25 protein-coding genes are annotated in these 26,687 nt (G+C 69.5%); 11 read left to right on the top strand and 14 right to left on the bottom strand.

The genetic code is table 11. The features are described 5' to 3' along the window. Positions 1 to 5 precede the first annotated feature (5 nt). The 4 genes from ACIA5G_RS32570 to ACIA5G_RS32555 form a co-directional block, all read right to left on the bottom strand. Positions 6 to 158, bottom strand: a complete 153-nt coding sequence (locus tag ACIA5G_RS32570; protein ID WP_395930140.1) for a hypothetical protein — start codon at positions 156 to 158, stop codon at positions 6 to 8. A 43-nt stretch (positions 159 to 201) separates the two neighbouring features. Further along, positions 202 to 369 (bottom strand): hypothetical protein, encoded by a 168-nt coding sequence (locus tag ACIA5G_RS32565; RefSeq protein ID WP_395930137.1) that lies wholly within the window; start codon positions 367 to 369, stop codon positions 202 to 204. Between the two features lie 478 nt (positions 370 to 847). Next, positions 848 to 1,498 carry a hypothetical protein gene (locus ACIA5G_RS32560; RefSeq protein WP_395930135.1) on the bottom strand — a complete coding sequence of 217 codons (651 nt, stop codon included), beginning with the start codon at positions 1,496 to 1,498 and terminating at the stop codon, positions 848 to 850. Between the two features lie 287 nt (positions 1,499 to 1,785). After that, positions 1,786 to 2,163 carry a hypothetical protein gene (locus tag ACIA5G_RS32555; protein ID WP_395930133.1) on the bottom strand — a complete coding sequence of 126 codons (378 nt, stop codon included), beginning with the start codon at positions 2,161 to 2,163 and terminating at the stop codon, positions 1,786 to 1,788. A gap of 301 nt (positions 2,164 to 2,464) precedes the next feature. Here ACIA5G_RS32555 and ACIA5G_RS32550 point away from each other — a divergent pair, with 301 nt between their 5' ends. Further along, positions 2,465 to 3,133, top strand: coding sequence for a hypothetical protein (locus tag ACIA5G_RS32550; RefSeq protein ID WP_395930131.1), 669 nt, complete (start codon positions 2,465 to 2,467; stop codon positions 3,131 to 3,133). Positions 3,134 to 3,138: 5 nt separating this feature from the next. After that, entirely contained in the window at positions 3,139 to 3,933 is a 795-nt protein-coding gene (locus ACIA5G_RS32545; protein WP_395930129.1) for a hypothetical protein, read from the top strand. 387 nt (positions 3,934 to 4,320) lie between these two features. On the opposite strand, the gene ACIA5G_RS32540 is transcribed toward ACIA5G_RS32545, so the two are convergent. Together ACIA5G_RS32540 and ACIA5G_RS32535 are read right to left on the bottom strand one after the other, a co-directional pair. Next, positions 4,321 to 5,406, bottom strand: a complete 1,086-nt coding sequence (locus tag ACIA5G_RS32540; protein ID WP_395930127.1) for a hypothetical protein — start codon at positions 5,404 to 5,406, stop codon at positions 4,321 to 4,323. A 385-nt stretch (positions 5,407 to 5,791) separates the two neighbouring features. Then, positions 5,792 to 6,661 (bottom strand): NAD-dependent epimerase/dehydratase family protein, encoded by an 870-nt coding sequence (locus ACIA5G_RS32535; protein ID WP_395930125.1) that lies wholly within the window; start codon positions 6,659 to 6,661, stop codon positions 5,792 to 5,794. 339 nt (positions 6,662 to 7,000) lie between these two features. On the opposite strand from ACIA5G_RS32535, the gene ACIA5G_RS32530 reads away from it, so the two are divergent. Further along, positions 7,001 to 7,813, top strand: a complete 813-nt coding sequence (locus tag ACIA5G_RS32530) for an SAM-dependent methyltransferase (RefSeq protein ID WP_395930123.1) — start codon at positions 7,001 to 7,003, stop codon at positions 7,811 to 7,813. On the opposite strand, the gene ACIA5G_RS32525 is transcribed toward ACIA5G_RS32530, so the two are convergent. The 3 genes from ACIA5G_RS32525 to ACIA5G_RS32515 form a co-directional block, all read right to left on the bottom strand. Then, positions 7,803 to 8,150, bottom strand: coding sequence for a ClpX C4-type zinc finger protein (locus ACIA5G_RS32525; protein ID WP_395930344.1), 348 nt, complete (start codon positions 8,148 to 8,150; stop codon positions 7,803 to 7,805). The genes ACIA5G_RS32530 and ACIA5G_RS32525 overlap by 11 nt on opposite strands. Before the next feature lie 47 nt (positions 8,151 to 8,197). Beyond that, positions 8,198 to 8,590 (bottom strand): hypothetical protein, encoded by a 393-nt coding sequence (locus ACIA5G_RS32520; RefSeq protein WP_395930342.1) that lies wholly within the window; start codon positions 8,588 to 8,590, stop codon positions 8,198 to 8,200. A gap of 92 nt (positions 8,591 to 8,682) precedes the next feature. Further along, positions 8,683 to 9,903 (bottom strand): GDSL-type esterase/lipase family protein, encoded by a 1,221-nt coding sequence (locus tag ACIA5G_RS32515; RefSeq protein ID WP_395930121.1) that lies wholly within the window; start codon positions 9,901 to 9,903, stop codon positions 8,683 to 8,685. A gap of 151 nt (positions 9,904 to 10,054) precedes the next feature. Between ACIA5G_RS32515 and ACIA5G_RS32510 the strand changes: the two genes are divergently transcribed. Further along, positions 10,055 to 10,327: a hypothetical protein gene (locus ACIA5G_RS32510; RefSeq protein WP_395930119.1), complete on the top strand. Its 273-nt coding sequence runs from the start codon at positions 10,055 to 10,057 to the stop codon at positions 10,325 to 10,327. On the opposite strand, the gene ACIA5G_RS32505 is transcribed toward ACIA5G_RS32510, so the two are convergent. The 3 genes from ACIA5G_RS32505 to ACIA5G_RS32495 form a co-directional block, all read right to left on the bottom strand. Further along, positions 10,324 to 11,163, bottom strand: coding sequence for a GH25 family lysozyme (locus tag ACIA5G_RS32505; protein WP_395930117.1), 840 nt, complete (start codon positions 11,161 to 11,163; stop codon positions 10,324 to 10,326). The two genes, ACIA5G_RS32510 and ACIA5G_RS32505, sit on opposite strands and share 4 nt — an antisense overlap. Before the next feature lie 99 nt (positions 11,164 to 11,262). After that, positions 11,263 to 12,711 carry a radical SAM protein gene (locus ACIA5G_RS32500; RefSeq protein ID WP_395930115.1) on the bottom strand — a complete coding sequence of 483 codons (1,449 nt, stop codon included), beginning with the start codon at positions 12,709 to 12,711 and terminating at the stop codon, positions 11,263 to 11,265. Next, on the bottom strand, positions 12,711 to 15,296 hold the full coding sequence (locus ACIA5G_RS32495) for a glycosyltransferase (protein ID WP_395930113.1): 2,586 nt from the start codon (positions 15,294 to 15,296) through the stop codon (positions 12,711 to 12,713). The genes ACIA5G_RS32500 and ACIA5G_RS32495 overlap by 1 nt, the downstream gene beginning before the upstream one ends. Before the next feature lie 139 nt (positions 15,297 to 15,435). Between ACIA5G_RS32495 and ACIA5G_RS32490 the strand changes: the two genes are divergently transcribed. The 4 genes from ACIA5G_RS32490 (at position 15,436) to ACIA5G_RS32475 (ending at position 18,990) form a co-directional block, all read left to right on the top strand. After that, entirely contained in the window at positions 15,436 to 16,530 is a 1,095-nt protein-coding gene (locus ACIA5G_RS32490; RefSeq protein ID WP_395930111.1) for a sensor histidine kinase, read from the top strand. Further along, the gene (locus tag ACIA5G_RS32485; protein ID WP_395930109.1) at positions 16,527 to 17,180 is read left to right on the top strand and encodes a response regulator; all 654 of its coding nucleotides are present in this window, start codon (positions 16,527 to 16,529) and stop codon (positions 17,178 to 17,180) included. The genes ACIA5G_RS32490 and ACIA5G_RS32485 overlap by 4 nt, the downstream gene beginning before the upstream one ends. A gap of 99 nt (positions 17,181 to 17,279) precedes the next feature. Beyond that, entirely contained in the window at positions 17,280 to 17,669 is a 390-nt protein-coding gene (locus ACIA5G_RS32480; RefSeq protein ID WP_395930107.1) for a hypothetical protein, read from the top strand. Position 17,670: 1 nt separating this feature from the next. Continuing rightward, entirely contained in the window at positions 17,671 to 18,990 is a 1,320-nt protein-coding gene (locus ACIA5G_RS32475) for a DJ-1/PfpI family protein (RefSeq protein ID WP_395930105.1), read from the top strand. On the opposite strand, the gene ACIA5G_RS32470 is transcribed toward ACIA5G_RS32475, so the two are convergent. After that, positions 18,972 to 20,537, bottom strand: a complete 1,566-nt coding sequence (locus ACIA5G_RS32470) for an alpha-L-arabinofuranosidase B (protein WP_395930103.1) — start codon at positions 20,535 to 20,537, stop codon at positions 18,972 to 18,974. The genes ACIA5G_RS32475 and ACIA5G_RS32470 overlap by 19 nt on opposite strands. A gap of 275 nt (positions 20,538 to 20,812) precedes the next feature. Here ACIA5G_RS32470 and ACIA5G_RS32465 point away from each other — a divergent pair, with 275 nt between their 5' ends. Continuing rightward, on the top strand, positions 20,813 to 24,466 hold the full coding sequence (locus tag ACIA5G_RS32465; RefSeq protein WP_395930101.1) for a family 78 glycoside hydrolase catalytic domain: 3,654 nt from the start codon (positions 20,813 to 20,815) through the stop codon (positions 24,464 to 24,466). A gap of 104 nt (positions 24,467 to 24,570) precedes the next feature. Here ACIA5G_RS32465 and ACIA5G_RS32460 read toward each other — a convergent pair whose 3' ends face one another. Further along, positions 24,571 to 24,915, bottom strand: coding sequence for a hypothetical protein (locus tag ACIA5G_RS32460; protein ID WP_395930099.1), 345 nt, complete (start codon positions 24,913 to 24,915; stop codon positions 24,571 to 24,573). Positions 24,916 to 25,094: 179 nt separating this feature from the next. Between ACIA5G_RS32460 and ACIA5G_RS32455 the strand changes: the two genes are divergently transcribed. Both ACIA5G_RS32455 and ACIA5G_RS32450 read left to right on the top strand, forming a co-directional pair. Then, complete coding sequence (locus ACIA5G_RS32455) at positions 25,095 to 26,354, top strand: cation:proton antiporter (protein WP_395930097.1); 1,260 nt, start codon at positions 25,095 to 25,097, stop codon at positions 26,352 to 26,354. 143 nt (positions 26,355 to 26,497) lie between these two features. After that, entirely contained in the window at positions 26,498 to 26,680 is a 183-nt protein-coding gene (locus tag ACIA5G_RS32450) for a CsbD family protein (RefSeq protein ID WP_395930095.1), read from the top strand. Positions 26,681 to 26,687: the final 7 nt, after the last annotated feature.

The raw sequence follows: 26,687 nt of genomic DNA, 5'->3' as shown, positions 1-26,687 counted from the left end.
TGCCCTTACCACCCTTCCGGCTGGTTGTAGACGCCCCAGATCAGCCCGGACAGCTCGATCTTTACCGGGTTCAGCAACGCGTCCACTTTCGCCTTGACCTTGCTACTGGCATCGGATGCGTCAAGCGCGTCACTCGCCTTACACAACGCGACCAGCACGCACATCACCTCAGCCGAGTTCGTCCTGTGGTCCATCTCGCCTTTACCCTTCGCGTGTTGTGGCGACCAGGCCGGCCGCCGAAGTCAGGTCTGCCGCGAGGAACCGCACCGCGTTTCCGACCGCGACCTTGATCTCTCGATCCGGGCTGGTGGCCACGAACGCGCGGTACGCCTCGTTCGCCGCCGTGATGATCGCCAGGATTTCCGGCATCTCAGCCCCCGTTCCGAATCACGTGTCGTGCGTGCTCCAGGCCATCGCAGAACCCCGACTGCCACGCCAGGTTCTCCGTCGGCTCCGCCAACGCGGCGGTCCGTTCCCGCTCCAGCCGAGCGGCGAGCATGCGGATCACCACGCCGACCTTCACCGGGCGGCTCACCGGCCGGCCCGCCACGCCAACGCCAGCCCCGAGACCAGCGCGAGCACCCCGAACACCGGGGCCGCTACGATCAGCAGCCCCACCAGCACGAGCCAAATCAAGTACGTCAACACCGTTCTCCTCCTCACATTGGCCACTGAGCGCCGCACACGGTGCACGTGGCAATCCGTGTCGGTGACAGCCAGAAACTTGCCGAACAGACGTGGTTGGTTTCAGGAGCCCCGCTTCGGGCCGTGCGGGTCATACGACGACAACCCACCCCGAACCGCATTCATCCCACCCATTCGCCTACTCCTTCCGCTCGAACTCGATTTATTCGTCGTCTTCTGCCGTGAACTCGACTCCGCAGCGCCCGCAGAGAATCGGCGCTTCGGCGAGCGTGCTTTTCGCGACCCGGATCTTGCGGTCGCAGTCGCAGGAGGCCACCGCGAGGTTGCTGCTGCGCGCCTTGCCCGGGGCGATCACTTCGGCGTGCCGGAACGCCACCAGGGCGGCCTTGATCAACTCCACTTCGCGCCGGTAGCGGTTGGACGTCTTCGTCGGCACGCAAGTGACGCTCCAGCCGATGCGCGGGTCCTCCTCCAGGATCAACCCGAGCTCCTCGCCCAGGGCCTTGAACCGCTTGTTGTGGTAGCGGCCCTGCCGCGAGGTGTCCTTGACCTCCCGCGTGTGCGCGATCCCGTGTGCTGCCTCGTGCAGCAGCGTCCCGAGCACCTCTTCGGCGGCCCGCTGGAGGCCCTCGCCTGAGACGAACAGCTCGGGGACCCGGTCGGTGTCGCCGACCTGCCAGCGGCCGGCCGCGAAGTGCCCCAGCCTGGTTTCGCCGCGCCGGGACCCGAGGGTGCCGGACCCGATCGTGATCACCACAGCCGGAACGTCCGGGTGCTGGTCGCGGATCGCTGCCCACGTCGTGTCGAACGCCGACACCAACCGCGCGGTCACGCATTCCGTCGTGTCCACCATCGCGTAGCCACCTCCGCGTTTTGACACTTAAGTGTCAAAGTCCCGAATTCTGGTAAAACCCAAAGACCTCCGGATGAACTGCACCGGAGGTCAATGCGCGCCACCACAAATGGCGCGGATTTAGGCATGGATCGGCCCACTCTGTATTTGTCAAGGAACGAGAAGTGCCCTTGCCCGACTCGAAAACGGGCGGCCAACCGACTTGGGAAGGGCTCCAGGGTGGTGATGACGCAACGGCCGGGGAGGTGGCCGCGCGAACCGGTCACCCACCGGTCATGAGGCCGGAATCAGGCGGCGCGCTGCGCAGCACCCGCTCCGGCGGGCTTGAGACCCATCGCCTTGAACCACAGACCCGAGCCGGTGATCCGGCCGTCATCTCCCGTCGTCTGCCACGTGTTCAACACCGGGTCGATCAGCTCCACGTAGGAGCCTTCCTCGAACCCCTCCCCCGGGTCCGTCGCAAGCGTCACCTTGATCTCTTCGCCCTTGCCCGGGCGGCGTCCCTCCACCGGACGCGGCTTCGCGAACAGCATCACCACGAACGCGGGCACGCCGTCCCGGTCTGTCGCCGGGGTCAGCTCCCCCTTGACTTCGCGCATCTTCATCGTCGGGGCTTCGGTGACCATGAACCGGTAGCCCGAGCTGACGAACGGGATGTCCTGCATGTCCAAACCTCCTGGTCAAGCCCTTCGGTGTAGGCCCCCTAAACACCGAAGGCAAGCTGTTGTCGGTCATCGTTGAGGGGGTCTAAACACGAAGGTACGCCGCCCTCGCGTCAGGTGTCAAGGGGGTCTAAACTTTCGATCCATGGAGGCCGAGAGCGAGTTCGAAAGAGTCCGCAGCGACCCGGACCCGATCCGGCGAGGGCAGCGCGCGTCATCGCTGCTCGTCGTCTACCAGCAGCGCGCGACCGAGCTTGCCCGGCTCCGCAAGGAGGCCATCGAGGAGGCCCACCGGCTTCGCGGCATGAGCTACACCGAGATCGCGGCAGCTCTCGGGATCACCAAGGGCCGAGTGACACAGATCCGGTCAACGGCTCCCGGACCCGAGCGCGCGTTCTTTGGCGTCGGACCGGTGGCGATCGGAGTCCCCTGGCGCTACCAGACGACCGACCGAGAACGCCCGCTCATCGCTGCGGAAGACGCGCAGACCGGCGAACGGCTCGAACGACTCGTCGAGAGCCTCTCGCTGGCCGTCACCCGATTCCAGATCGAACCGGACCGCGAGGCTCTCCCGGACGGTGACGCCATCGTCGTCTGCGGTCCGAAGTCGGCCCCGGTCGCCGCGAACCTCATGGAGCGCGACCCCGTCCTCAGTATGATCAAGGACAGCGGCCGTTGGTGGATCCAGCACGAGCAGAGCGGCGAGCGGTACAGCTCCCCCGCCGACGATGCCCCAGCCAAATCAACCGACATCGCCTACGTCGCCCGCCACCGGGTCGGAGGGCGAACCGTCGTGCACATCGCCGGCATCCACGGCATCGGCTCACTCGGTGCCGCGCACTACCTGACTGGCCACCTCGCCGAGCTGTTCAGCGACACCCGCGAGCAGGAGTGTTCCCTGATCGTTCGATCCACATACGACGGACTCACGATCACCGGGAGCGAACTCGCCGCTGGCCCGTTCCGGTGGTGAGCCGGATGCACGTGGCCACCGCGCAGCTACCCCACATCGACGCCAGCGATGACAAGATCTTTCTCACGCCCAACGCTGTCATCGTCTTGGACGGCGCATCCGCGTTCCGACCGGTGCCCGTCCCCGCATCCACCTATGCCGCCGATCTCGGGCAGCACATCGCCGACGGCTTGCTGGGTGAGCCAAACGCCGACCTCCGCGCCGTAGTGCGCGACGCGATCGACGCAACAGCGCGAGCACTCGCACTCGAACCCGGGAACTCGCCGTCGAGCACGGTGGTGATCCTCCGCCGGCGGGGTGACCAGGTAGACGCGCTCGCACTCGGGGACAGCGTGATCATCCTCCCCGGGCAGATCATCACCGATCAGAGGATCGATGACCTCGACCTTGAACAGCGGCGGAAGTACCGCGAGCGGCTTGCATCCGGAACCGGCTACGACGAAGCCCATCGGCACCTGCTGCGCGAACTCCAAACCCAGCAGGCGGCCCAGCGGAACACAAACGGCGGTTACTGGATCGCAGAGGCCAATCCGGAAGCTGCGATCCACGCTGTGACGGCAATCTTCCCTATCGAAGACGTACCGTGGGCAATCCTTGCGACCGATGGTGCCCACGACGTGATGACCCACCTCGGTATCGACGACTGGCCGAAACTGTCCCAAGCGGACGGCCCTGAGCTCGCAGCCATCCTTGAGCGCTGCCAGTCCTGGGAGGACGAAGCCGATCCTGACGGTGTCGAACTCCCCCGCGCTAAGCGGCATGACGACAAGACCGTCGTCGCGGTCGACCTCCGCGTGTAGTCCTCGGTGGCCACTGTGTTCAGAGTTTCTTTTCTTGTTCAAGGCGGCCCCTCCGGGGCCGCGCCGCTATCGGCCGGCACGCGCGGGGCCCGCCTCCGGCACCCACGCGACCGTCCGGCGGCTGTACCGAGGGCCGCAGCTCAAGAAGAACGGAGTGTCCTCGCCGGACGGGCAGGTCTCCGAGATGGCCGACTCGGGCGCGGCGGTTGCGTCCGTGTGCGGCCAAACGGCATCTCGACGACCTCCCGGAGGGCTATCACGCCGCGTCAAGGGGGCAGCCGAGCAGGCACGCGGCAGTCGAGCTAAAAGAGCCCCCTTGACACAGCGTGATCGGGCTGCGCCAGGTCGACGAGATGCCGAAAGGCCACCCACTAGTTTTTGGAACCTTTATGCCAGACCGTAAAGAAGTCGATGACTTTCCAGCGTCATAAATTCTTCGCGAGTATAAATCAAGATTTTTGGTGTTTCCTGGAACAAATCAGCCACCCTGCCGAGTTGATGACGAAAGCGACCAATTCGCTCCATTCCAATCTCGTCGTCCTCGATGACAATAATCAAGACTGGCTTAAATGACTTAGCCGAAAACATATCGTGACCCCGAAGGCTACGGGCAGCAAGTACGCACTGAATAAGCGCGTGATAGTAACGAACAGGAGTCGTGGAGCGAAGTGACTTGAGCTCTAGCGCAAAACCTTGTTGCGAGGCCGGGTCGACCGCAACCGCATCGATATAAATCCCCGCCTCGTCAGCATCTCGCCCGACAGGCAAGATCTGAGCGCCATTGACCACGTTATTCTCACCGAAAAGCGCTGAAAGTTTCTGAATAAAAGTAGTCTCCAGCATCATTATCTCATTGCGAGCATCAACCCTGGATACGGAGCTCTTCGACGAAGGCGCAGTCGTCGAAGTTGAGCGGTCTTCCGGAGCCGGACTCTCGCCAGCACCAGACCCAGGCGGCGATTCCACTTCGGATTGAGCATCGTCGACACCCTCAGGGCGCGTGATAGGTTCGTACTCAGGTGCACCCGATGCGCTTTCCGACTCCTCCCTCGCCGACTCTTTTAGGGCAGCTTCGACAGCACGCTCTCGTTCCACAGCTTTCAACTGCTCAGAGGCACGTAGGCCTTCAAGCTCAACTTGAACCTTTGCAGCTTCACTCTCTTCTTTCCGGTCAATGACTTTTTGCTTCCTGGACCAGCCTTTCAAGCCGAAACCCGCTAACCCAACACCCAGTAGGGCAAGTGCTCCAAGAACAAAAGGTGACCACTGAAATAAGAAGAGGATAATGTGCTGTTTTTTATCTAAGGCGAGTCGTCCAACTTCGCTCGACTCATTGATTTTCTTCTGTTCAACAAGTAGATCGTTCTGCATTTGAAGAATGAAGCCGCCAACGGCAATCGAAGCAACAACAACTGCCACTCCGAGCGTCGCAAGATACTTTCGCAGATGCCCCTGATCGGTCGGCGGCAGCAAGTGGACTCCTGATCATGAGGCAACTCTGACCGACGTACTCTATAGGGTATCGCCACACCGTCCAACCAGCGCCCAGCGCAACACCCGTCGATCCAGTTGGCCTTGACCACAGCCGGGGACCTCACATGTCACATCCATGCCATACCGCAGGACCGAACGAAGCCCCACAACGGCCGACGACAACCGACATCGGTCCAGGTCAAACGGCATATCCAACGCCCCGCAAGAGGCCCAGCCGCTTCTCGATTAGAGCAAGGGGTCGCAGGTTCGAATCCTGTCAGCCCGACGGACAGGCCATCTCTACCCAGGTAGAGGTGGCCTTTTTCATGCCCAGGCCAGCTACGGCTCCGTCTTGATCCCTCGGTATCTCAAAGCGACGCTGAGGTCATCGCAGGAAGAACCCCGTGCGCCAGCTTGGGTGCTGCGGCCTCCAGCCCAGTAAGCGGGCCAGACCGTTGGACGCTCCCCGCTGCCACCCCTGACGCCCGGAACCTCCTGGAGGAACCGGCGCTCCTACTGCCGCAGCTATCGCTGGGAGCCAGTCGCGGGCGGCGGCCGGCTCGTCGTCCACGATGTTCACCGCACCCGATGGCCACTCCAGCGCCGAAACAGTCGCAGCCGCCGCGTCCTCGAGATGGATGAAGGACGACATCGCATCGTTGGCCGCGACAGCTCCCAGGACCGGGGCCGCCGGATGGGAAGCGCCGGCGCGCAGCACTTCGGAGATCAAACCCTCTCGGTGGTACCACGTTCCGGGGCCGTACAAGAGGCCGTAGCGCAGCACCACGTGAGACGGCACCTCGGAAGTCGCGGACTCCAAGGCGGCGACGCCGCCGACCGTTGTTGCGCGGGGTGAGGGAGCCGAGAGATCCAGAGGGACGTCCTCTGAGGCTGGGGAATCGCCTAGCGCGTAGGCCCACGCCACCGACTGCGAGACCATCCGCGGCACCGCCGCCAGCAGGGCCGCGTCGACGAGGTTACGGGTGCCGATCCGGCGGATTCTTGCGTTGTCCGCGGAGGTTCCGCCTCGCAACGCCGTCAGCTCGTGGATGATCGCGTCCGGGGCGGCCGAGGCCACCGCCTGCTTGACCGCCTCCGCGTCGAACACGTCCAGCTGCACCGGCGTGGCGCCCCAGGAGCGCAACGAAGACGAGCCGGTGCGGGTGGTGCCGGTCACCTGGTGACCGGCCGCGAGCAGGCGGGCCGTTACTGCCCTGCCGAGGACTCCCGTGGCGCCGGCGACGAACACGTGCATGGGACTGCCTTTCTTAACTGGGACGGAATACGGCGGCGGTTGGTGATCCAGACGACGTGGGCCGCGGGTGCGAGCGGGTTCGGCGTCCATGACGCCACGCTAGGAGCCTTCCGACCGAAAACGCGTGCCAGTTCCGGACCCGAAATCTGGACCAGTGACCGAGTGCTCCTGCCTGGGCCGACGAGCGGCTCGGCTGGATCGTCGAGGACGACCGAGACGGCGAGTTCCGCGGACGGCGCACGCCTGTCCGGCCGCGACTGACCTGAATCCTTCAACACCGATCCCCGGGAAGGCGCGACCCGCTATGGTGGGCCGCGCCGTCAAGCGTAGGGGGACGACGTGACCGATCAGGAAGGCGTGGACTGGATCCCGCCCGGGGCCGACATCTCCCGGCCCAGTGCCGCCCGCATCTACGACTACCTGCTCGGCGGGGCGCACAACCTCGCCGCCGATCGGGATGTCGCGCAGCGGCTCGAAGCCATCCAGCCCCAGGTCGCCACCGTGGCGCGGCGCAACCGTGCGTTCCTGCGGCGGGTGGTGCGGTTCCTGCTCGACCAGGGTATCCGGCAGTTCCTCGACCTCGGGTCCGGGATCCCGACCGTCGGCAACGTGCACGAAGTCGCGCAGGACGTCGATCCCGCGGCCAAAGTCGTCTACGTCGACCACGAACCCGTTGCCGTGGCGCACAGTCTCATGCTGCTCAAGGGCAACCGCCACGCTTCCGCGCTCGAAGCCGACGCCACCGACCCCGCCGCCGTGCTGGCGTCCGAGCCCGTCGCGCGGCTCCTCGACCTCGGGAAACCCGTCGGGCTGCTGGCCATCACGCTCGGGCACTACCTGCCGCCCGAGCCGGACGTCCGCGGGGTGTTCGCCGCCTACCGGGACGCGCTCGCGCCCGGGAGCCACCTCGCGCTCACCCACCTGACCAACGACTTCGCCGTGCTGCGGGATCCGCGGGTCGCCGAAACGATGAAGTCCACGCAGGACCACATCTACCCGCGGTCGCGCTCCGAGGTGCTGGCCCTCTTCGAGGGCTTCGAGCTTGTCGAACCGGGCTTGACCACCTCGGCGAACTGGCGGCCGGACCGGTTGGCGGCTGTGGTGGATCCCGAAGAGGACGGCCTCTACGCCGGCGTCGGCGTTAAGCCGTAGCCGAACCGAAGCGCTCCCACGCCGACTGCCTGGTCATCCCCAGAGCCTCGCCGATCTGCGCCCACGTGCCGCCCAGCGAACGCGCTTTCCCGACCCACGCGGCCAGGTTCTCCTGCACCTGCGCACTCGCGGCTGCGACCGGGCGCAGGTTCGACAGCACCTGCTCGAGCGGGAGGTCGTGCTCCCACGGCGCGATGTGCGGCGCCGATGCCGGCTTGCCCTCGATCACGGAAACGCACAGCTGCACACAACCGTCGCAGATGAGCACACCCGGGCCGCTGACCAGCACCTCGACGTCGGTGTTGGGCTTCCCGCAGAACGAACAACGAGCGATCACAGTGGTCACCACGGCTGCCTCCCTTGTCAGGAGGCACCTTACGAGCGTCAGGCGGTCCCTGACAACTCCCGATCCGCACCCAGAAACGCCGATGTCCAACCGGCGAGCTCGGTGAGCCGGGCCGTCAGCTCTTCGATCTCCGCCCAGCGGCGGTGTTCCCGTTCGAGGTCCGGGACCAGGAAGTCCTCCACCACCAACAGGAGCGTGGCGATCTCGTAGGCGACGTCGGCCAGCTGCAGGAACGGCCGGTATTCGGTCTCGGCGCCGGTTCCGTGCCGCGCGGCCCAGTCCCGGGCGCCGTGCCCGGCCGTGCGGCACACGGCCACCAAGGTGCGCCGGAGGTCGCCGCGGCGGGACTCCGGTTTGCCTTCCGTCAGCGGGGCGACGTTCCAGGCCACCGACAGCAGGCAGCACCCGGCGTCGTCCATCGAGGTGTTCATCACCGGACGTACTTTGCGGACCCGCGGGCACAATCCTGCCGTTCCGACTCGCCCGGTCACGCCATCGTGTGAAGAACCGGCCCCGATCGGGGTCAGCGAGCGAGCATCGGCAGCGAGACGAAGTCGGCGAGCGCCTGCTGGCCGGCAGCGTTGGCGTGGATCCCGTCGCCGTTGTCGTAGGCCGGGAGAATGCTGTTCGGCTTCAGCGGATCCTTGAGCACCTCGTCGAAGTCCACCACCCCGGAACACAGCCCACCACAGGTGTTCCACCGCTGGACGAACAGCGCGATCTCGTGCCGGTCCAGGTTGGCCTGGTCGCCGTACCCCGGCCGTGGCGTGCTCGGCGTGACGTAGACGGCGATCCCGGCCGCGCGCAACCGCTGGAACACCGCCCGGTAGCTGTCGAGGATCGCGGTCGCGTCGCAGCCGAATGCGAGGTCGTTGGTCCCGTAGTAGTAGATCACCGAGGTGACGCCGTGCAGCGCCAGGACATCGCGGTCGAGGCGGCTGGCCGCGTCCAGCCCGGTGATGGCCGGCGGCGAGCTCGGGCACGTCTTCGCGCTGGTGGTGCCCGAGACGCCGGCGTTGGCGACGGCGAGCGGGGCCGAAGCGGCGACGATCCGGCGGGCGAGGTCGTCGGTCCAACGCCGGTCCGCGCCGAGCTGGGTGCAGCCGGGGCCGCAGTTGGTGCTGCCGATGCCGTCGACGACCGAGCTGCCGAACGGGACGACCGTGCCCTTCAACGCCGTGTTGTGCACGTCGACGGCGCTGACCACGTAGGTCGAGCCCACCGTCGAAGAGAAGGCCGCGCCCGAGACGTCGGTCGTGTGGTCGCCCGACCCCGGCGCGGTGAGGTAGTTGTCCCGCAGGCCCGCGCCGTGCCGGCCCGGGACGGCGGTGCCTTCGACCGACATGCTGACGGCGAGGTTCGTGTCCGGGCGCGTCGCGAGCCTGGTCTCGTCGCTCCAGACCTCACCGCCGGCGGGGATCGTGACCGCGGGCCGGCCGGCGAAGGTCAGGTCACGCGTCATGGTCACGGCCGCGCCGTCCGCGCCGGGGCCGGCCGTGGCGTGCCCGATGGTCAGCGGGCCGGTGCCGAAGGTGTTCTGGAACCGGACGCGCACCGCGTCGCCGCCCTGGCTGAGGTGGGTGATCATCCGCAGCGACTGGCTGGTGACCGGCGTGTCCGCCCGGCCGTCTTGCGACTGGGCCCACGAGGTGAACCACGCCGGCCGGGCCCCGGCGGCGCCCGGCGCGGATACTACGACGGCCGCGGCCACGGAAACCGCGATCAGCAGGGCGATCCGGCGCACGGCGCCTCCCTCGTCCACAAAGGACACCCGGGGTGACACCGTCGTCACCGCTTCTGACCGATCGTAGGGAGCCGGTCACAGGGCGACAAGGACGCCGAGGGGGTCTTGTCCGATCTTGTCAACCACGGCGGTTTGGAGTTCGATCGGTGAAATGACACTTCGAGGCCTGCCGCGACCGGGCGAACCCGCACCGAGGCTCTTCGGCGAACCGTACGAGACGCCGGACGGCACCACCGTCATCACGGTCAGCCGGCCGCCCGGGGTGTTCGCGATCCGCGAAGGCCAGGCCAAGTGGGAGCCGGCGGTCGACGCCACCCTCGTCGCGGTGCTGGCCGTCACCACCGGGCTCGTGGCCGCGACGCTCGGCACCCTCGCCGTGCTCCGCCGGCCGCCGTGGCCGGACCTTTCCGGCTGGCGGCGTTAGGCCTGCTGGCCCGCCGCCAGCGCCTCCACCCGGCCCATCGGCCCGTTGTAGTAGTTCTGGTCCCCCGGCAGGCCGCCGCCGCGGGCGAACTGCCAGATGCTCTGCTTGTCCCAGCCCGCCGGCAGCTCGCCGACCTCCGGGCCGTACCGCGCCAGCCACAGCGGATCGGTGTTGCCGAACCGGTCGGTGTTGCCGGTGCACGCCTTCCACCACGACGTGCTCGTGTAGATCAGCGCGCTGCGCTTGGCCTTCGCCAGGTACGTGCGCGTGAAGTCCGTGATCCACGCGGTCATGTCGGCCGGGCTCTTGCCGTAACAGGCGTCGCCGTACGGGTTGTACTCGATGTCCAGTGCGCCCGGCAGGGTCTTGCCGTCCGCGCGCCAGCCGCCGCCGTGGGTGATGAAGTACTCCGCCTGCTCCGCGCCGCCGGAGACGTCCGGCCGGGCGAAGTGGTACGCCCCGCGGATCAGGCCCGCCGCGTGGGCGCCGTCGTACTGGCCGGCGAACTGCGGGTTCTGGAACCCGGTGCCCTCGGTCGCCTTGACGTAGGTGAACTTCGCGCCGGCAGCGGCCGCGGCGGGCCAGTCCACCGGGCCCTGGTGCCCGCTGACGTCGTGCCCGAGCGTCTGCCCGGCTGCGTCGGCGCGGGCACTCCCCTGCACGCCTTCGTGCGCGGCGATCTGGGAGCCCGCGAAGTTCGTGTCGGCCAGCGAGTAGTCGGGTGCGGCTTCGGCCGGCACGGCGACGACCGCGGTCGCGAGCGCGGCCAGCACACCCGCTCCGGCGAGCCTCGCCGGCCACCGCCGATCGTCGTGTCCGGCAACGGTTCGGCTCATCGGGGCTCCGATCTCGGTACGGGCACGTCCGAAGCCCATGCTGCCTGCCTTGATCGCTCCCCGCGAGCCTTCTGTCACCCGATGTAGTGATCTTGGTCTTCAGAGCTCGGTGGTGATGATGGCTTCCACCAGCACTTCGCCCTCCCGGGTCAGTTCGATCACGCCGTCGTCCGGCCGCAGCTCGACGAGGCCCCGCGAGGCCAGCGAGCGGAACTTCCCGAGCCACGGCTCGGCGAACAGCGAACGCCCGGGGAACCGCGCGGTGTGCAGGGAATCCCGCAACGGCTGCAACGTCGTCAGCGCCATCTTCACCGCCCGTGCCTCCTGCGCTTCGGGCGTGAACCGCGTCGCCGACCCGAGCGGGATCCGGCCCGCCTCCACGGTTTCGATGTAGCGCTTCGAGTTGACGTCGGTGATCGCCTCCGACGCGCGGCAGCTCGAGCTGCCGCCCAGCCCGATCGCCACCTCGGCCTCCTGCTTGTCCTGGTCGACCATGATGGACTTCCACTTCTCCGGCCCGAGGCCGTCACGCGCGAAGTACATCGTCGGGTGCTCGGTGTACCCGGCCGCGCGCAGGCCGTCGGTGAGCAGCTCCCGCATCTGGTACTGCTCACCGAGCGTCGGCCAGCGGTGGCCGTCGCGCACCAGCTTGTCCCGGTAGGACGGCAGCTGCCACGCGGCCGGCTTCTCGCCGGTGACGCCGGTGCGGGTGTCGCTGTAGGACGCCAGGTGCAGCTTCGTGCACACCACCGCCGTGACCTCGTTCTCCAGCACGACGTCCAGGTCGCGGCGGACGCTGTCGAGGGTCTGGTCGAGCAGGCCGTACATCAGGTCGATGCTGACCCAGTCGAACCCGGCCCGCTGCGCGTTCCGCACGAAGTCGACGCACATCTGCGCGCTGTGCTCACGCCCGCACAGTTCCAGCACGTGGTCGTCGAAGGACTGGACACCGCTGGACAGCTTGGTGCAGCCCAGGTCCCGCAGCAGGTCGAGCTTGGCCGGGGTGAACGTGCTCGGGTCACCTTCGAAGCGGATCGTCGTGTCGGCGGTGAAGCCGAAGTTCTCCCGGTAGAAGTCCAGCAGGCGGCGGATCTCCGGCTCCGGCAGCAGCGACGGCGTGCCGCCGAAGACGTTGAACTCCCCCACTTCGGCGCCGGCCAGGTGCGGCACGGTGTCGAGCCACATCCGGGCTTCGGCGATGTTCAGGTCGACCCAGTGCTTCGCCTTTTCGTACTGCACTTCGGGTTTGCCCTTGACCAGCACCACCGGGTACTGGCAGAACCGGCAGCGGTAGGCGCACGTCGGGATGTAGGACCAGAGGTGGATCGGGCCCGCCGAAGCCAGTTGAGCGTCGAGGTCGCGGAGGAAGTCCTCGGGAGTGCCCGGGACGTTGCCCGGGAACACGTGCGCCCCGAACGGGTCCTCCTGCACAAAATCGAGCAGGTGCCGGTTCTCCGGCGCTTCGAGGACGTCGAGCACGGCCGGCCGCGGCCACGCGGGGTTGATGCCGTGCAGCGAGCCGATCGCCGCTTCGTAAGCGAGCGTCATCAGAACACCCCTCCGTTGCCGAAGTAGTTGTGGGCTTCGCCGGATTCCCGGTCTTCGCAGTAGTAGTGGACGAATTCGGCGAAGCGTTCCTGCGGGATCTCCGCCAGGCACGGCGGCAGCGGTGGCGGCTGACCGATGTCCTCGCCGACGTGCTTGCGCAGGCACGCGAACAGCTCGTCGGCGAATTCGAGGTACAGCCGGTACGACGGTGTCTTATACGCGTGGATCGGCGTGAAGTCGACAACGCGCATCTCGTCGCGGATCTCGGCGATCCGGCGCGCCAGCCGGGCAGCGAGGTCGGCGCCGAAGAACCCGATGACGGCGTCGTCCTCCAGCAGCGTGGGTGTCAGCAGCACCGGCAGGATGGTGTTCTTCGGCGTGAAGTCCTTGATCGAGAACTCCCACGCCTGCTTCGCCTCGGCCTCAGTGAGGTCGACGGCGGTCGTCGGCACCGACGGCCGGATGTCGCGCATGACGATGATGCCGTCCGAGCCGTAGGCACGGCCCGCGATGACCTCGTCGATGGCGTGGTCGACCCGGCGCGGGTTGATCTCGACCCGCGAACGCGGCGCGTAGGTGATCGCGTCGCCGCCGCTGGCGACCTTGATCCCGAAGTCCCAGTCGTCGGACAGGTGGTTGACGAACTTCCCGTCCTGCAGCTGGTAGAAGATCTCGATCCCGCCGGCGCGCTCGTAGGCGTCACGCTCGACGGCGAAACCCTTGCCGTCGGGGAAACCGCCGAAGAGCGCGAACGTGACGGCGCGGCACCGCAGTGTCCGCTGGATCGCGTCCCACAGCCGCGGCCGGCCGGTGAAGTGCGCGGCGTCGTAGTAGTAGTCGCAGACGCCGATCGCGGCCTTGCTCGTCTCCATCGCGGCGAACAGCTCGCTCAGCCAGTGCGCGTCGACCCGGCAGTCCGCGTCGGCGGACACGAGGTAGAACCGCTCCCCCGGGTCGGTGTCGGGCCGGTTCCGGCTGCGCGCCGCGGCGAAGTCCATGCCCGCCCGCCGCGCGCACGAGACACCCTGCTCGGGCTCGGCGATCACGTGCAGCGCCAGGTCCGGGTGCGCCGCCGCGAAGGCGTGCGCGATGGCCACGGTGTCGTCCGTCGAGTTGTTGTCGACCAGGACGACCTCGTACCGGTTCTTGTCCAGCGGCGCGTCGCCGTCACGCTGGTCGTGCAGCGTCCGCAGCACCTCCGGCAGGTTCGCGGCCTCGTTGTACACCGGCAGCACGACGCTCAGCCGCGTGCCGGCGCCCATCGGCGGCGGGTACAGCCGGTCCACCAGGTCGTCGACGACCCGGGTGCCGAACCGCGCCTGCCCGAGTTCGGAGTTCGCCCGCACCACTTCCGCCCGTTTCCCTTCGTCGGTGATCAGCTCGGCGACTTCGCGAGCGAACGCCGCGTCCGGCAGGTCGCGGGTCCGGATGTCGAGCACCGGCGCCCGGAACCCCTTGCTGCCGTAGACGACGTCGTACAGCTCGTACCCGCTCGTCACGTACGGCGTCCCGGAGGCGATCGCTTCGCTGACCGGGTTGCCGTAGCTCTCGTAGTCGTAGGAGGTCAGGAACAGCACCACCGTCGTGTGCGCGAGGAGGTCCCGCACGGAGTAGCGGCCGGGGACGGCGGTGTCGTACGGCGTCAGCCAGCCGCCGAAGACAACGCGGTCACGCACGCCGAGGCGGTCCGCCAGTTCGGCGAGCCGGACGTGCTCGGCGGGCGCCTCGGCGACGTCACCCGCGACGAACAGCCAGGCGTCCGGCAGCAGCGCGAGCAGGTGGAGGTCCCGGTCGATGCGCTTCTGCGGGATGATCCGCGTGATCCGGGCGAGCAGCGGGACACCGCCGGGAATGCCGTGGTCGCGCCGGAAGGCCGCGTTGCGGTGGTCGACGCGGGCGGGGGCGATGGTGAAGGCGTTGGGCAGGACGTCGATGTTCCGCAGGTCCGGCACCCACTCGAGCGTCCGCGCCCGCGCTTCTTCGTGCAGGGCGAAGTAGTGGATGTGCGGGGAGTTCCGCGGCGCGGGCACCCCGGGGTACGGGAACTGCCCGTACTTGGCGATCCCCGGCTCGCTCTGCCACATCAGGTCGTGGTCGCGCCAGAACACGAACCGGCCGAGCCGGTGGCGGGCGCCGTAGCGGTCGATCGCGAGGTAGAGCGCTTCGGTGTAGGTGATGTTCTCCGGCAGGGTCCCGTTCTCGACCATCACCATGGTCACGCCGAGGCGTTCCCAGGTGGCGACGATCCGATCGGCCAGCGCAGCGGCGATCCGGTCGATCTCCGGCCGCAGGGTCTCGTCGCCGCGCTGGACGACCTGCGCGAGCACCCGTTCGGCGAACTCGCCGTGGTAACCCTCGATCCGGTCGACGTCCTCGACGCGGTCGAGCGTGACCCACTCCGGCAGCAGACCGGCTTCGTCGCGGTAGGGCCGGAAGAAGGCGCCCTTGTCGGCCTTGATGTCGTACCCGAGGTCGAGGTGGACGCGCAGCCCGCGCAGGGCCGGCCGGCGCGCTGTCTTGAGGAATTCGACCACGACCCCGGACAGCGGAGTGGCGTCGAAGGACACGCCCCAAAGGACTGACATCGATGTCGGACTCCCGTCTCGGCTTCGCCGTCCGGTCAACCCTAACCGGGCCCGGCTCCGGGGGCCGCGTGAGCGGGGAAGCGCTTTCCTTTTGCCAGTAGTGGTTGACCACGGGCGCCGGACGCCCCAGCATGACCGCATGAACCGGGCCCTCGGGGTGCTGACCTGCGGCGCCTTCCTCTCCGTTGTGCTCGGGGTCCTCGGTTCCGGGGAGCCCGTGCTCTCCCTCGTGCTCGGCGCCGTCTTCACCGCGCTCGCCACCCTCGGCTTCGGCTGGGTCCTCGACCGGCACCGGCCGGCCTGGTCGGCCGCCTACGTCGCCGTCCAGCTGCCGCTGGCCTTCGTGATCTTCACGATCAACGCCGGGGTCGGGGCGACGCTGTTCCTCGTGGTGCTGGTCAGCCAGTGCGTGGTGCTGCGGCTGCCGCTGCCGGCGATCGCGCTGGTCATCGCCGTGGTGCCGCTCGTGCACCTCGGGATGTCGCTGGGCGAAGGCCTGCGCGAAGGTCTCGGCACGCTCGTGTCGGTGTTCTTCGCGGCCGTCGTCACGGAGCTGCTCCTGCGGGAGCAGCGGTCCCGCGGCGAGCTTGCCGAGGCGCACGAGAAGCTGCGCGACTACGCGACCCAGGCCGAGCGGCTCGCGACGGCGCAGGAGCGCAACCGCGTCGCGCGGGACATCCACGACGGGCTCGGGCACTCGCTCACCGTCGTCCAGATGCAGGTCAAGGCGGCGCGGGCGGTGCTGCCGACCGATCCCGGCAAGGCCGACGAGGTGCTCGCCAAGGCGCAGGAGCAGGCCGAGAACGCCCTGGCCGAAGTGCGCCGTTCGGTGAAGGCCCTGCGCGAACCGCGGACGACGCCGCCCTTGCCGGAGGCGCTCGAAGCCCTGGCCGCCGAGACTTCGGCGGCCGGCGTCCCGGCCGAGCTGACGGTGTCGGGCACCGAACGGGAGCTGCCGGACGAGCAGCGCGAAGCCCTCTACCGGGCGGCGCAGGAAGGCCTGACGAACGTCCGCAAGCACGCGGCCGCCGGCCGGGCCGACGTCGTGCTGGACTTCGCGGAGTCGACGGTCCGGGTCGAAGTCCGTGACAACGGCGCCGGCACCGAAGGCGCCGCGTCCCCCGGCTTCGGCCTGCTCGGCCTCCGGGAACGCGCCGAGCACCTCGGCGGCTCCCTCGACTTCACCTCGGCTCCCGGCCGGGGCAGCGCCCTATCCATGGAGGTCCCGGGATGACCCCGGTCCGCGTCCTGCTGGTCGACGACCAGGCCCTCTTCCGCGAAGCCCTCGGCACGCTGCTGGCCACCAACGAGGGCATCACCATCGTCGGCGAGGCGGGGAACGGGGAAGAAGCCCTGGCCCGGGCCGCCGAGCTCGCGCCCGAAGTCGTGCTGATGGACCTGCGCATGCCCGTGCTCGACGGGGTCGCCGCGACGAAGCGCCTGCGGCTCGAACACCCCGGCGTCCGGGTCATCGCGCTGACCACCTTCGACGACGACGAAGACGTCTTCGCCGCCCTGCGCGCGGGCGCCGTCGGCTACCTGCTCAAGGACGTCTCCTCGGCGCGGCTGGTCGAGGCGGTGCTGGCCGCCGCCCGGGGCGAGTCGGTGCTGCAGCCCTCAGTCGCGGCGAAGGTCGTCGCCCGCTTCGCGCAGCTGTCCGACCCGGCCGAGCCTCGTCCGCAGCCACTGGTCGTGCCGCTGTCGGAGCGCGAGCTCGAAGTGCTTCGCCTGCTCGCGGACGGCCGCAGCAACCGCGAGATCGCCTCGACGTTGTTCCTCGCCGAAGGCACCGTGAAGAACCACGTCACGAACCTCCTGGGCAAGCTCGGCGCCCGCGACCGCACCCAGGCCGCGCTGCGCGCAAGGGACCTCGGGCTGCTCTGAGCCGGTCACGTGACCCCGGCCGTGACTTCCGGCACCTGGCAGCGGGGCCCGGACCGGCGATTCTCGTCCGGAGCGAAACCGCACTGGAGGGAACCCGAGATGACCACCACCGCCCCACCCCGGACCACCGCCCGCAAGCTCGCCCGGTTCGCCGGGCACTACGTCGAGATGGTCGTCGCGATGATCGTCGGCATGATGGCGCTCGGCGCGCTGTGGCCGGCCGCCTGGCTCGAGCGCCCCGACGTCGACGCGATCGTGATGGCCACGAACATGACCGTCGCGATGGTGCTCGTGATGGCGCTGCGACGGCACTCGTGGCCGCGGATCGCCGAGATGTCCGCGGCGATGTACCTGCCGTTCGTGGCGCTGCTGGTGCCGTACTGGCTCGGCGCGATCTCCGGCACGACCCTGATGGTCGCCGGGCACGTGATCATGTTCCCGTTGATGCTGGCCGCCATGGTGTGGCGCCGCGCCGAGTACTGGCACTGACGTGCGTACCGCGCTGAAGCGCATCGCACTGGTCCTCGCCGCGGTGGTCGCCGTGCTGGTGGTCCCCGGAGCCGGCGCGACGGTCTCCGCGCTGAGCGCGTTCGGCGCGCTCTACGCCCCCGGCCCATCGCGGCCGGCCCCCGTCGCCGCACCGCCCCCGCACGACCCGGCCAAGCCGACCGCGGTGGTCGTCATCGGCGCTCGCGGGGCCGTCGTCTCCGACGTGCTCGCGCCGTACGAGATCCTCGCCTCGACCGGCCGGTTCAACGTCTACACCGTCGCGCCGGACCACGAGCCGAAGCCGCTGACCGGCGGCCTCGACCTGCTGCCGGACCTGACCTTCGACGACCTCGCCGGCCGGCTCGGCCCGAAGGCGCCGGACCTCGTGGTCACGCCCGCGCTGCCGGACGTCGGCGAGCCCAGCACCGACGTCGCAACCGCGTGGCTGCGGGCCCAGGCCGCCCACGGCGCGAAGCTGCTGGGCGTCTGCAACGGCGGTGGTGTGCTCGCCTCCGCCGGCCTGCTCGACGGCCGGCCCGCAACCGCGCACTGGCTCAAGGTCGACACCTGGGCCGCCGAGTACCCGGCCGTGCACTGGGTGCGCGGGCAGCGGTTCGTCGACGACGGTGACGTCGTCACCACCGCCGGGATCCTCTCCGGCATCGACGGCACCCTGCACTGGGTCGAGCGGCTGGCCGGGCAGCCGGTGGCGGCCGCCGTCGCGACGACGATCGGCTGGCGGCACTACGGCACCACCGTGCCGGTGACACCCGCGGCGTCGATGCCGGACGCGGTGGCGATCGTCAACGCCGGCTTCCGCTGGAACCCCGACGAGATCGGCGTGCTGCTGGCGAACGGCGTCGGCGAGCTCGAGCTCGCGTCGGTGTTCGACACCCAGGGCCAGTCGCTGTCCTCCCGCACGATCGCCGTCAGCGCCGACGGAGCCCCGATCCGGTCGCGGCACGGGCTCACGTTCCTGCCGCGGACGAGCCTCGCCGGCGCGGACCTCGATCGGCTGCTCGTCCCGGGCGCGACGCGCGGGGTCACCCCGCCGCCCGGCGGGCCGGCCGCGGAGTACGTCCACGACCGGCCCGGCTTCGCCTACGACACCGCGGTGAGCGAGCTTTCGCGCAGCACCGACGTCGCGACGGCGCGCTGGACGGCGAAGGCGCTGGAGCTGCCCACCGACGGGGTGGTGTTCGAAGGCCGGGCCTGGCCGTGGCTGCCTACCGCGCTACCGGTCGTCCTGGTCCTGCTGGGTGCCGGAGCCGTCTTCGTGGTGATCCGGCTCCGGCGCCGCCGTCAGGGCGCCCAGGGCTGACCGACGACCCAGCTGACGTCGTCGTTGTACGACGCCGCGGCGTCCCAGGCGTGGGCGCCGCTGGTGTCGGCGATGTAGACGGTGTTGTTGTAGTGCCGCAGGTACTTGCCGGCGTAGTTGTAGGACCGGAACGACGTGCCCTGCCCGTTCTTCCCGGCGACCGGGCAGAACGTCGCGTCGGCGCGGAACGCGGCGCTGCCGTCCATCGGCTGCCGCAGCACCTGGAAGTTGAAGTGGCGCAGGAAGTCCCCGGGGTAGTTGCGCGACTCGAACGACACGCAGGACGCGTCGGCGAGGCCCCGGCGGATGACCCAGGTGGCGTCCCCCTTGTCCAAAGTGGAGCTCCCGGACGCCACGGGCGAGATCACCGTGTTGTTGTTCTGGTGGCGGATGTAGTCACCGGTGCAACACGCGGTGGTCGCGCGGACGGAGATCTCCGAGGCCGGGTTCAGCGAGCCGGTGCTGCCGGTCGGGCCGCCGTAGCCGACCGACACGACGTTCGCCTGGACCGCGTTGTCCGCCGCGTCGGTCGGCAGCCCGGCGGTCATCACCCCTTCGAAGAACGACCCGATCGAGCCGTTGCTGTTGTCCCCGCCGGTGCCCAGGACGATCGCGCCCTCCTGGTGCATCGGCGAATACCCGCCCAGCGTCGGCTCGGGGCCGGCGTAGGTCGTCCGGAGCCCGCCGGACTGGGCGTTGCCGTCCTTGAGCGCGAAGAAGTTCTGGCCGTTGTTCTTCAGCAGGGCCGTGACGAACGGGGCGGTGATCCCGGTGTTGGCGGTGTTCTGGCTCCCGCCGGCGCTCGACTGGAACAGCCCGTTCTCCAGGTCGGCCTGCACCCAGGGACCGGCGCCGTGGCAGGGCTGGAACCAGCATTCGGTGCCGAAGTTGAGGGCGTCCATGTGGCCGTTGCCGGTGTCCTGGTTGTTCGTCTCGGCGTTGCCGTAGTCGAAGCAGCAGGCGCCGTTGACGTGGGTGCCGGAGGTGATCATGTACATGCCTTCGGGCCGGCCGTTCGTCGCGACGCCGGAGGTCGTGTTGTCCCGGTAGCCCATCCGGCCGGAGAACGAGGCGCCGTAGACCTGGTGGCCGCCCGCCGTCACCGGCAGGGCGTCCGCGGGCACGCCGGTGTCCTGTCCGCCCGCGCCGCCGGGCCCCTCGATCGTCAGGTCGTTGTGCCGCGGCGACTGGTCGTAGAGCTCGGTGATCAGGCAGGTCGTCCCGGCGCAGAAGGAGTCCTGGGCGGCGGCGTTGGCGTAACCGCCGGCCGTCAGCAGGCCGATATTGGTGCGCGCGGCGTCGGAGGCCCGCTGAACCTGGTAGAGCGGGCCGTTGTACGCGGCGTAGAGGGCGCGCGTGGTGCTGTGCGCGGCGACGCACGGGGTGCCCGCCGCGCCGTAGATGTCGCACGGCAGCGAGGCCGCGGCCGACGCCGTCGTCGCGGTCGTGAGGCTCGCGAGCACGAGCGCCGCGATGCCGGCCAGCACACCGAAGAACCTTGATCGACTGTTAGCGCTAACATTATTGTTGTCTCGACGCTGAGACATAAAAGCCTCCAAAGCGGGACCAGAAGATGTGAGCGTTACCAGAAGGCACTATGCAACCCGCTCCCCCGTTTCGTCAACGTTCCGGTTCGGCGCGGACCCCGCCTCCGACCGGCCTAAAACGATTTAGGAATCAGCCTTCGACGGCGAACCGATTCACCGGCCATGCGCCCCGGTGGAGTATTGCCAACATGTGTTCTGCTCATTACAGTCACATATCACGCTCCATTGAAACGTTTTAACTCCAGCCGCCTCATCCCCGCCGTAAGGGAGCCCGCATGCTGCCCTCGAAGCTCTGGCGCGCGACCACCACCACGCTCGCCGCGATCCTGGTCCTTTCGGCCGCTTCGGCACCTCCGGCCGGGGCCGCCCCACCGGTCGACCTGGCCGGCGCGCACTGGATCTGGTACCCGGAAGGTGACGCCCGCGTCGCCGCGCCGGCCGCGACCCGGTACTTCCGCACCACGTTCACCGCCCCCGCCGGCCCGGCCACCGACGCCCAGTTCGTCGTGACCGGCGACGACACCGCCGACGTCTGGCTCAACGGCCGGCCGCTCGCGTCTTCGGCGCGGACCACGGACTCGTGGCGGTCGGCGCTGCCGGTGGACCTCCGGTCCGCGCTCACCCCCGGCGTCAACACCCTCGCCGTCGCCGTCCGCAACGCCGGCGGCCCGGCCGGGCTCCTCGGCCGGGTGCGGGTCACGACCGCGTCCGGCACCACCGAACTGACCACCGGCGCCGGCTGGAAGAGCGCGACGACCGCACCGGCCGGCTGGGAACAGCCGGGCTTCGCCGACGGGACATGGGCCGCGGCCGCGGATCTCGGCGCCTACGGAGCCGCACCCTGGGGCACCGGCGTCACCACGCCGAACCCCTCGGCGGCGTCCCCGCTCTCGGTCGCGAGCGCCACGGTCGGGGAGCGGGTGAACCCGATCGGCGTCGACCCCGCGCAGCCGCGGTTCGGCTGGAAGCTGGCGTCCTCGGCGTCGCAGCAGCGGCAGTCGGCCTACCAGCTCGTGGTGTCCGCCAACGGAAGTGACGTCTGGGACAGCGGGCGGGTCACGTCCGCGCAGCAGGCCGACGTCGCCTACGGCGGTCCCGCGCTGGGCTCGCTGACCGCGTACACCTGGCGCGTCCGCGTCTGGGACGGCCAAGGCCGGATGGGCGGCTGGAGCCCGGTGCAGCGCTTCGAAACCGCGTTGCGCGCCCCGGCGACCGAGTGGACGGGCGCGTTCCTCGGCCGCGCCGCGGCGGGCCCGGACCTCGCCGGGGCGAGCTGGATCTGGTACCCGGAGGGAGATCCGGCCGGTGGTGTGCCGCCGTCGACCCGGTTCTTCCGCAAGTCGCTCACCCTGGCGGCCGCGCCGTCGAAGGCCACCCTGGTCGTGACCGGTGACGACAGCGCGACCGTGTGGGTCAACGGCACCCAGGTCAGCGACTCCCCGCGGGTCACCGACTCGTGGAAGACGGCCGCCGTCCTCGAGGTCGGGAACCTGCTGACGGCGGGCGCGAACACCATCGCCGTCCGGAGCGAGAACACCACGCAGAGCCCGGCCGGGACGATCGCCAAGCTGACCGTCCCGGGTGGACCGACAACGGTGACCGACGCTTCCTGGAAGGCGAGCCAGGCCGGCCCGGACGGCTGGCAGTCACGCACCTTCGACGACAGCTCCTGGCCGGCCGCGCAGGCCGTGGCCGCGTACGGCAGCGGGCCGTGGGGTGCGAACGTCGCCGTCAGCGCCCCCGCTCCCCTGCTGCGCAAGAGCTTCAGCGTCACCAAGCCGGTCGCGAGCGCGCGGCTGCTGACCACCGCGCTCGGGCTGCAGGAGACCCACCTCAACGGTGTCAAGGTCGGCGCGGAGGTGCTCGCTCCCGGGTGGACGGACTACGCAAAACGGGTGCAGTACCGCGTTTCCGACGTCACCGGGCAGATCCGCACCGGGGAGAACGTGCTCGGCGCGATGGTCGGCAACGGCTGGTTCTCCGGCAGTGTCGGCATCGCGGGCAGCCAGAAGTACGGCACCGAGCCCTGGTACTCGGCGCAGCTGCGGCTGACCTTCACCGACGGCACCAGCACCACGATCGCGTCGGACGGCACGTGGAAGGCCGGGGACGGCCCGATCCGCGCCGATGACCTCTACCAGGGCGAAACCTACGACGCGCGGCTGGTGTCCGGCTGGGACCGCCCCGGCTTCGACGACCGCGGCTGGGCGGCACCCCGGATCCGCACCGGCGCCAAGCCGAACCTGGTGGCCCAGGTGGACAACGGCGTCACCGTGCAGCAGGAGTTCAAGCCCCTCGCGTGGACCCAGCCGAAGCCGGGTGTGTGGGTGGCCGACCTCGGCCAGAACTTCAGCGGCTGGAACCGGCTTTCGGTGACCGGTCCGGCCGGCACCACGGTGACCATGCGGCACGCCGAGGTGCTCAACCCGGACGGCACGATCTACACCACGAACCTGCGCGCCGCGCAGGCCACCGACCGGTTCACCCTCGCCGGCACCGGCGGCGCCGAGACCTACGAACCGCGCTTCACCGTGCACGGCTACCGGTACGTCGAGCTGACCGGCCTGCCTTCGGCGCCGACGGCGGCCACCCTCACCGGGCGGGCGATGTGGACGGCTGGCGCGCAAGCCGGCACCTTCACGACGTCCAACACGCTGGTGAACCAGCTGCAGCACAACATCCTGTGGGGTGAGCGGTCCAACATGCTGTCGGTGCCCAGCGACTGCCCGCAGCGTGACGAGCGGCTCGGCTGGACCGGCGACATCGGGATCTTCGCCGGCACGTCGACGTTCAACCTCGACGTGGCGAACTTCCTCGGCAAGTTCAGCGACGACCTGGTCGACGCGCAGCACGCCGACGGGGCGTTCACCGACGTCGCGCCGGGTGTGCTGGACGGCTCGGGCACGGCCGGCTGGGGTGACGCGGGCGTCATCGTGCCCTACACCCTGTGGCAGCGCTACGGCGACACCGGCGTGATCACCAAGCACTTCGACGCCATGGTCAAGTGGGTCGAGTACCTGCGCTCGACGTCCGGGGCCGACCTGATCCGCGACCACCAGACGTTCGGGGACTGGCTCAACGTCAACGACAACACCGCGCAGGACCTGATCTCGACGGCGTTCTTCGCGTGGTCGTCACGGCTGGTGTCCCGGATGGCGGCGGCCACCGGGCGCACGGCCGAAGCGACGAAGTACGGGACGCTCGCCGACCAGATCGGGACGGCGTTCACCAACCGGTTCTCGGCGGCGGACGGCACGGTCGGCGCGAACACGCAGACCGGGTACGTGCTGGCGCTGGCGTTCGGGCTCCTGCCGGCTTCCCGCGTGCAGCCGGCAGCCGACAAGCTGGCGGCTCGGGTCGCGGCGGCCGGCGGGCACCTGAGCGTCGGCTTCCTCGGGGTGGAGAACCTGCTGCCGGTGCTGGCCGCCAACGGCCACGCCGACGTCGCGTACCAGGTGCTGCTGCAGCCCGGGTTCCCCGGCTGGGGCTACATGATCGGCCACGGCGCGACGACGATCTGGGAGCGCTGGGACGGCATCAAGCCGGACGGATCGTTCAACGATCCCGGGATGAACTCGTTCAACCACTACGGCCTCGGCTCGGTCGGCGACTTCCTGTACCGGTCGGTCGGCGGCCTGGCCCCGGCTTCCCCGGGTTACGCGTCCCTGCTGGTGGCGCCCCGCCCGGGTGGCGGCCTGACGTCGGCGAAGTCGGCGTACGAGACGCCGTACGGCGGCGCGGTCAGCGACTGGTCGATCTCGGCCGGGAAGCTGACGTTGCGGGTGACGGTGCCGGTCGGCGGGTCGGCGACGGTGCAGGTGCCGACGTCCCAGCCGGGTGCGGTCACGGCGCCTCCGGAGGCGGTGCCGTCAGCGGCGGGGACGTACTTCGTGCCCGCGGGTTCGTACGTGTTCACCGCCCCGGCGTGAGCCCGGGCTGACCAGCGCCCCAAGGCGGCCTTGGTTGCGTCTGACGCAACCAAGGCCGCCTTGGGTGCGTGAGACGCAACAAAGGCCACATTGGGGCGCTTCGGTCAGTGGCGCAGGGCGAGGTTCAGCACGTCGCCAGCGTGGTCCAGGCAGTCGACGCAGATCACCGCGTCGCGCGCTGTGCAGTCGACACGCAGGAGCGGGCGCCGGAGGCCGAGGAACGTCCGGCGCTCGCGGCGGCCGCAGAACTCGCAGACCGCCGCCAATGGTGACGTCACCGCCGCCAGCACGTCGCCGGCTCCGGTCCGCCGGTCCGCGCCGTCCCCCGCGACGCGCAACCCGGCCTGCACGCAGTCCAGGCAGATCGGCCCGGCCTTGCCGGGCACTCGCGGGCCGCCGGTCCGGCCGCAGAACCGGCAGGGCCGGCCGGCCCCGTTCGTCGCCGTCACCGCGGCCTCCTCACGCCCGCCGGAAAGTGCCGGAAGGCCTTCGGAAACCACGCTACTCGGCCCGGCGGCCCCCGGCCGATCGCGCTGCGCCCGCGAGAACCCCGGCTTAGGCTCGGTCGGACCCGGCGTCGCGGATCTCCCCACCCGGTGGCACAGCACGAACCTGGCAGGAGGCCACCGTGTCGTCGTTGACCGTGCTGTTCGGCGTGGCCGGGCTGCTCGCCCTCGCCGCGGCGATCGTGCCGAAGCTCGTCGCCGACCGGCCCTTCTCGGTGCCGCTGGTGATGCTGATCGCCGGGATCGTCCTGGGCCTGCTGCCGCTGCCCGCCCCCTACGGCAACGGCTGGAGCGACCCCGCCGCCCACCTGCACGGCGTGGAGACCTTCACGCAGATGGGCATCCTGGTCGCGCTCGCCGGCGCGGGGCTGTCCGTCGACCGCCCGTTCGGCCTCAAGCGCTGGGGCTCGACGTGGCGGCTGCTCGCGCTCACCATGCCGCTGTCGATCCTGGTGATCGCCGCGCTCGGGTACTGGTGGCTCGCGCTCGCGCCCGGTGTCGCCCTGCTGCTCGCCTCCGCGCTGGCGCCGACCGACCCGGTGCTGGCCGGCGACATCGGCGTGCCGCACCCGGACGTCGAGCCGGAACTGGCCAGGGACAACGAAATCCGCTTCACGCTGACCACCGAAGCCGGCCTCAACGACGGCCTGACCATGCCGTTCGTCCTGCTCGGCCTGGCGCTCGCGGGCAGCGAGCCGGAGCTGGACGTCTCCTGGGTGCTGGTGGACCTGCTGCTCCCCCTGGTGATCGGCGTGGTCATCGGCCTCCTCGCCGGGCGGGTGCTGGGCTGGGCGATCTTCCGCGTCACCTCGGACCGGTTGCGGCTGGCCGAGTACGGCGACGGCCTGGTCCTGCTGGCCCTCGCCTTCCTGCCGTACGCGCTCGCGGAGGTCGCGCACGGCAACGGTTTTGTCGCCGTGTTCGTCGCGGCGGTCGCGGTCCGGACGCAGGAGCGGTCGCACGACTACCACGGTGTCCTGCACGCCTTCGGCCACCAGCTGGAACGGCTGTTCGTGCCGCTCGCCCTGCTCGGCCTCGGGCTGGCCATGGGTGACGGGCTGCTGGCGGGCCTGCGGGTGATCGAGGTGGTCATCGCCGTGCTCGCGGTGCTGGTCGTCCGGCCCGTCGTCGGCTGGCTTTCGCTGCTCGGCTCGTCCGCGGGCCGGCCGGCCAAACTGGCGATCGCGTTCTTCGGCGTCCGCGGCATCGGGACGCTCTACTACCTCGCCTACGCGCTCAACCAGGCCTCGATCCCGCAGCAGGACGTGCTGTGGCGGGTCGGCGCACTCGCCGTCGCCGTCTCGGTGCTGGTCCACGGCATCCTCGCGGAGCCGGCCATCAAGCGGATCGAGCGGATGGGCGGGCACCTGCCGGCCCGTTGAGCCCGGTCGGCGGCGGCGTGACCGTCCTCACGGCGCTCACCCGGTTGTGATGTGTAGACGGCGAACCGGCGGGTAATCGGAGGACAAGGCCCTTTTGGCGACTGGCCGATCCGGAAATGTCGCCACAACGGAAGGTGCATCCGATGAACGACAAGTTCGAGAACAAGGGCGAAGAGCTCAAGGGCCGGGCCAAGGAAGCCGTCGGCGACGCCACGGGCAACGAGCAGTGGCAGGCCGAAGGCAAGGCCGACCAGGCCAAGGGCTCCCTCAAGCAGGCCGCCGAGAAGGTCAAGGACGCCGTCAAGGGTGTCAAGGACAAGAACTGACGCTTTC

Source organism: Amycolatopsis sp. NPDC051758, from assembly GCF_044453095.1.
Classification (GTDB): domain Bacteria; phylum Actinomycetota; class Actinomycetes; order Mycobacteriales; family Pseudonocardiaceae; genus Amycolatopsis.
This window is presented reverse-complemented; position numbering and strand designations above follow the sequence as displayed.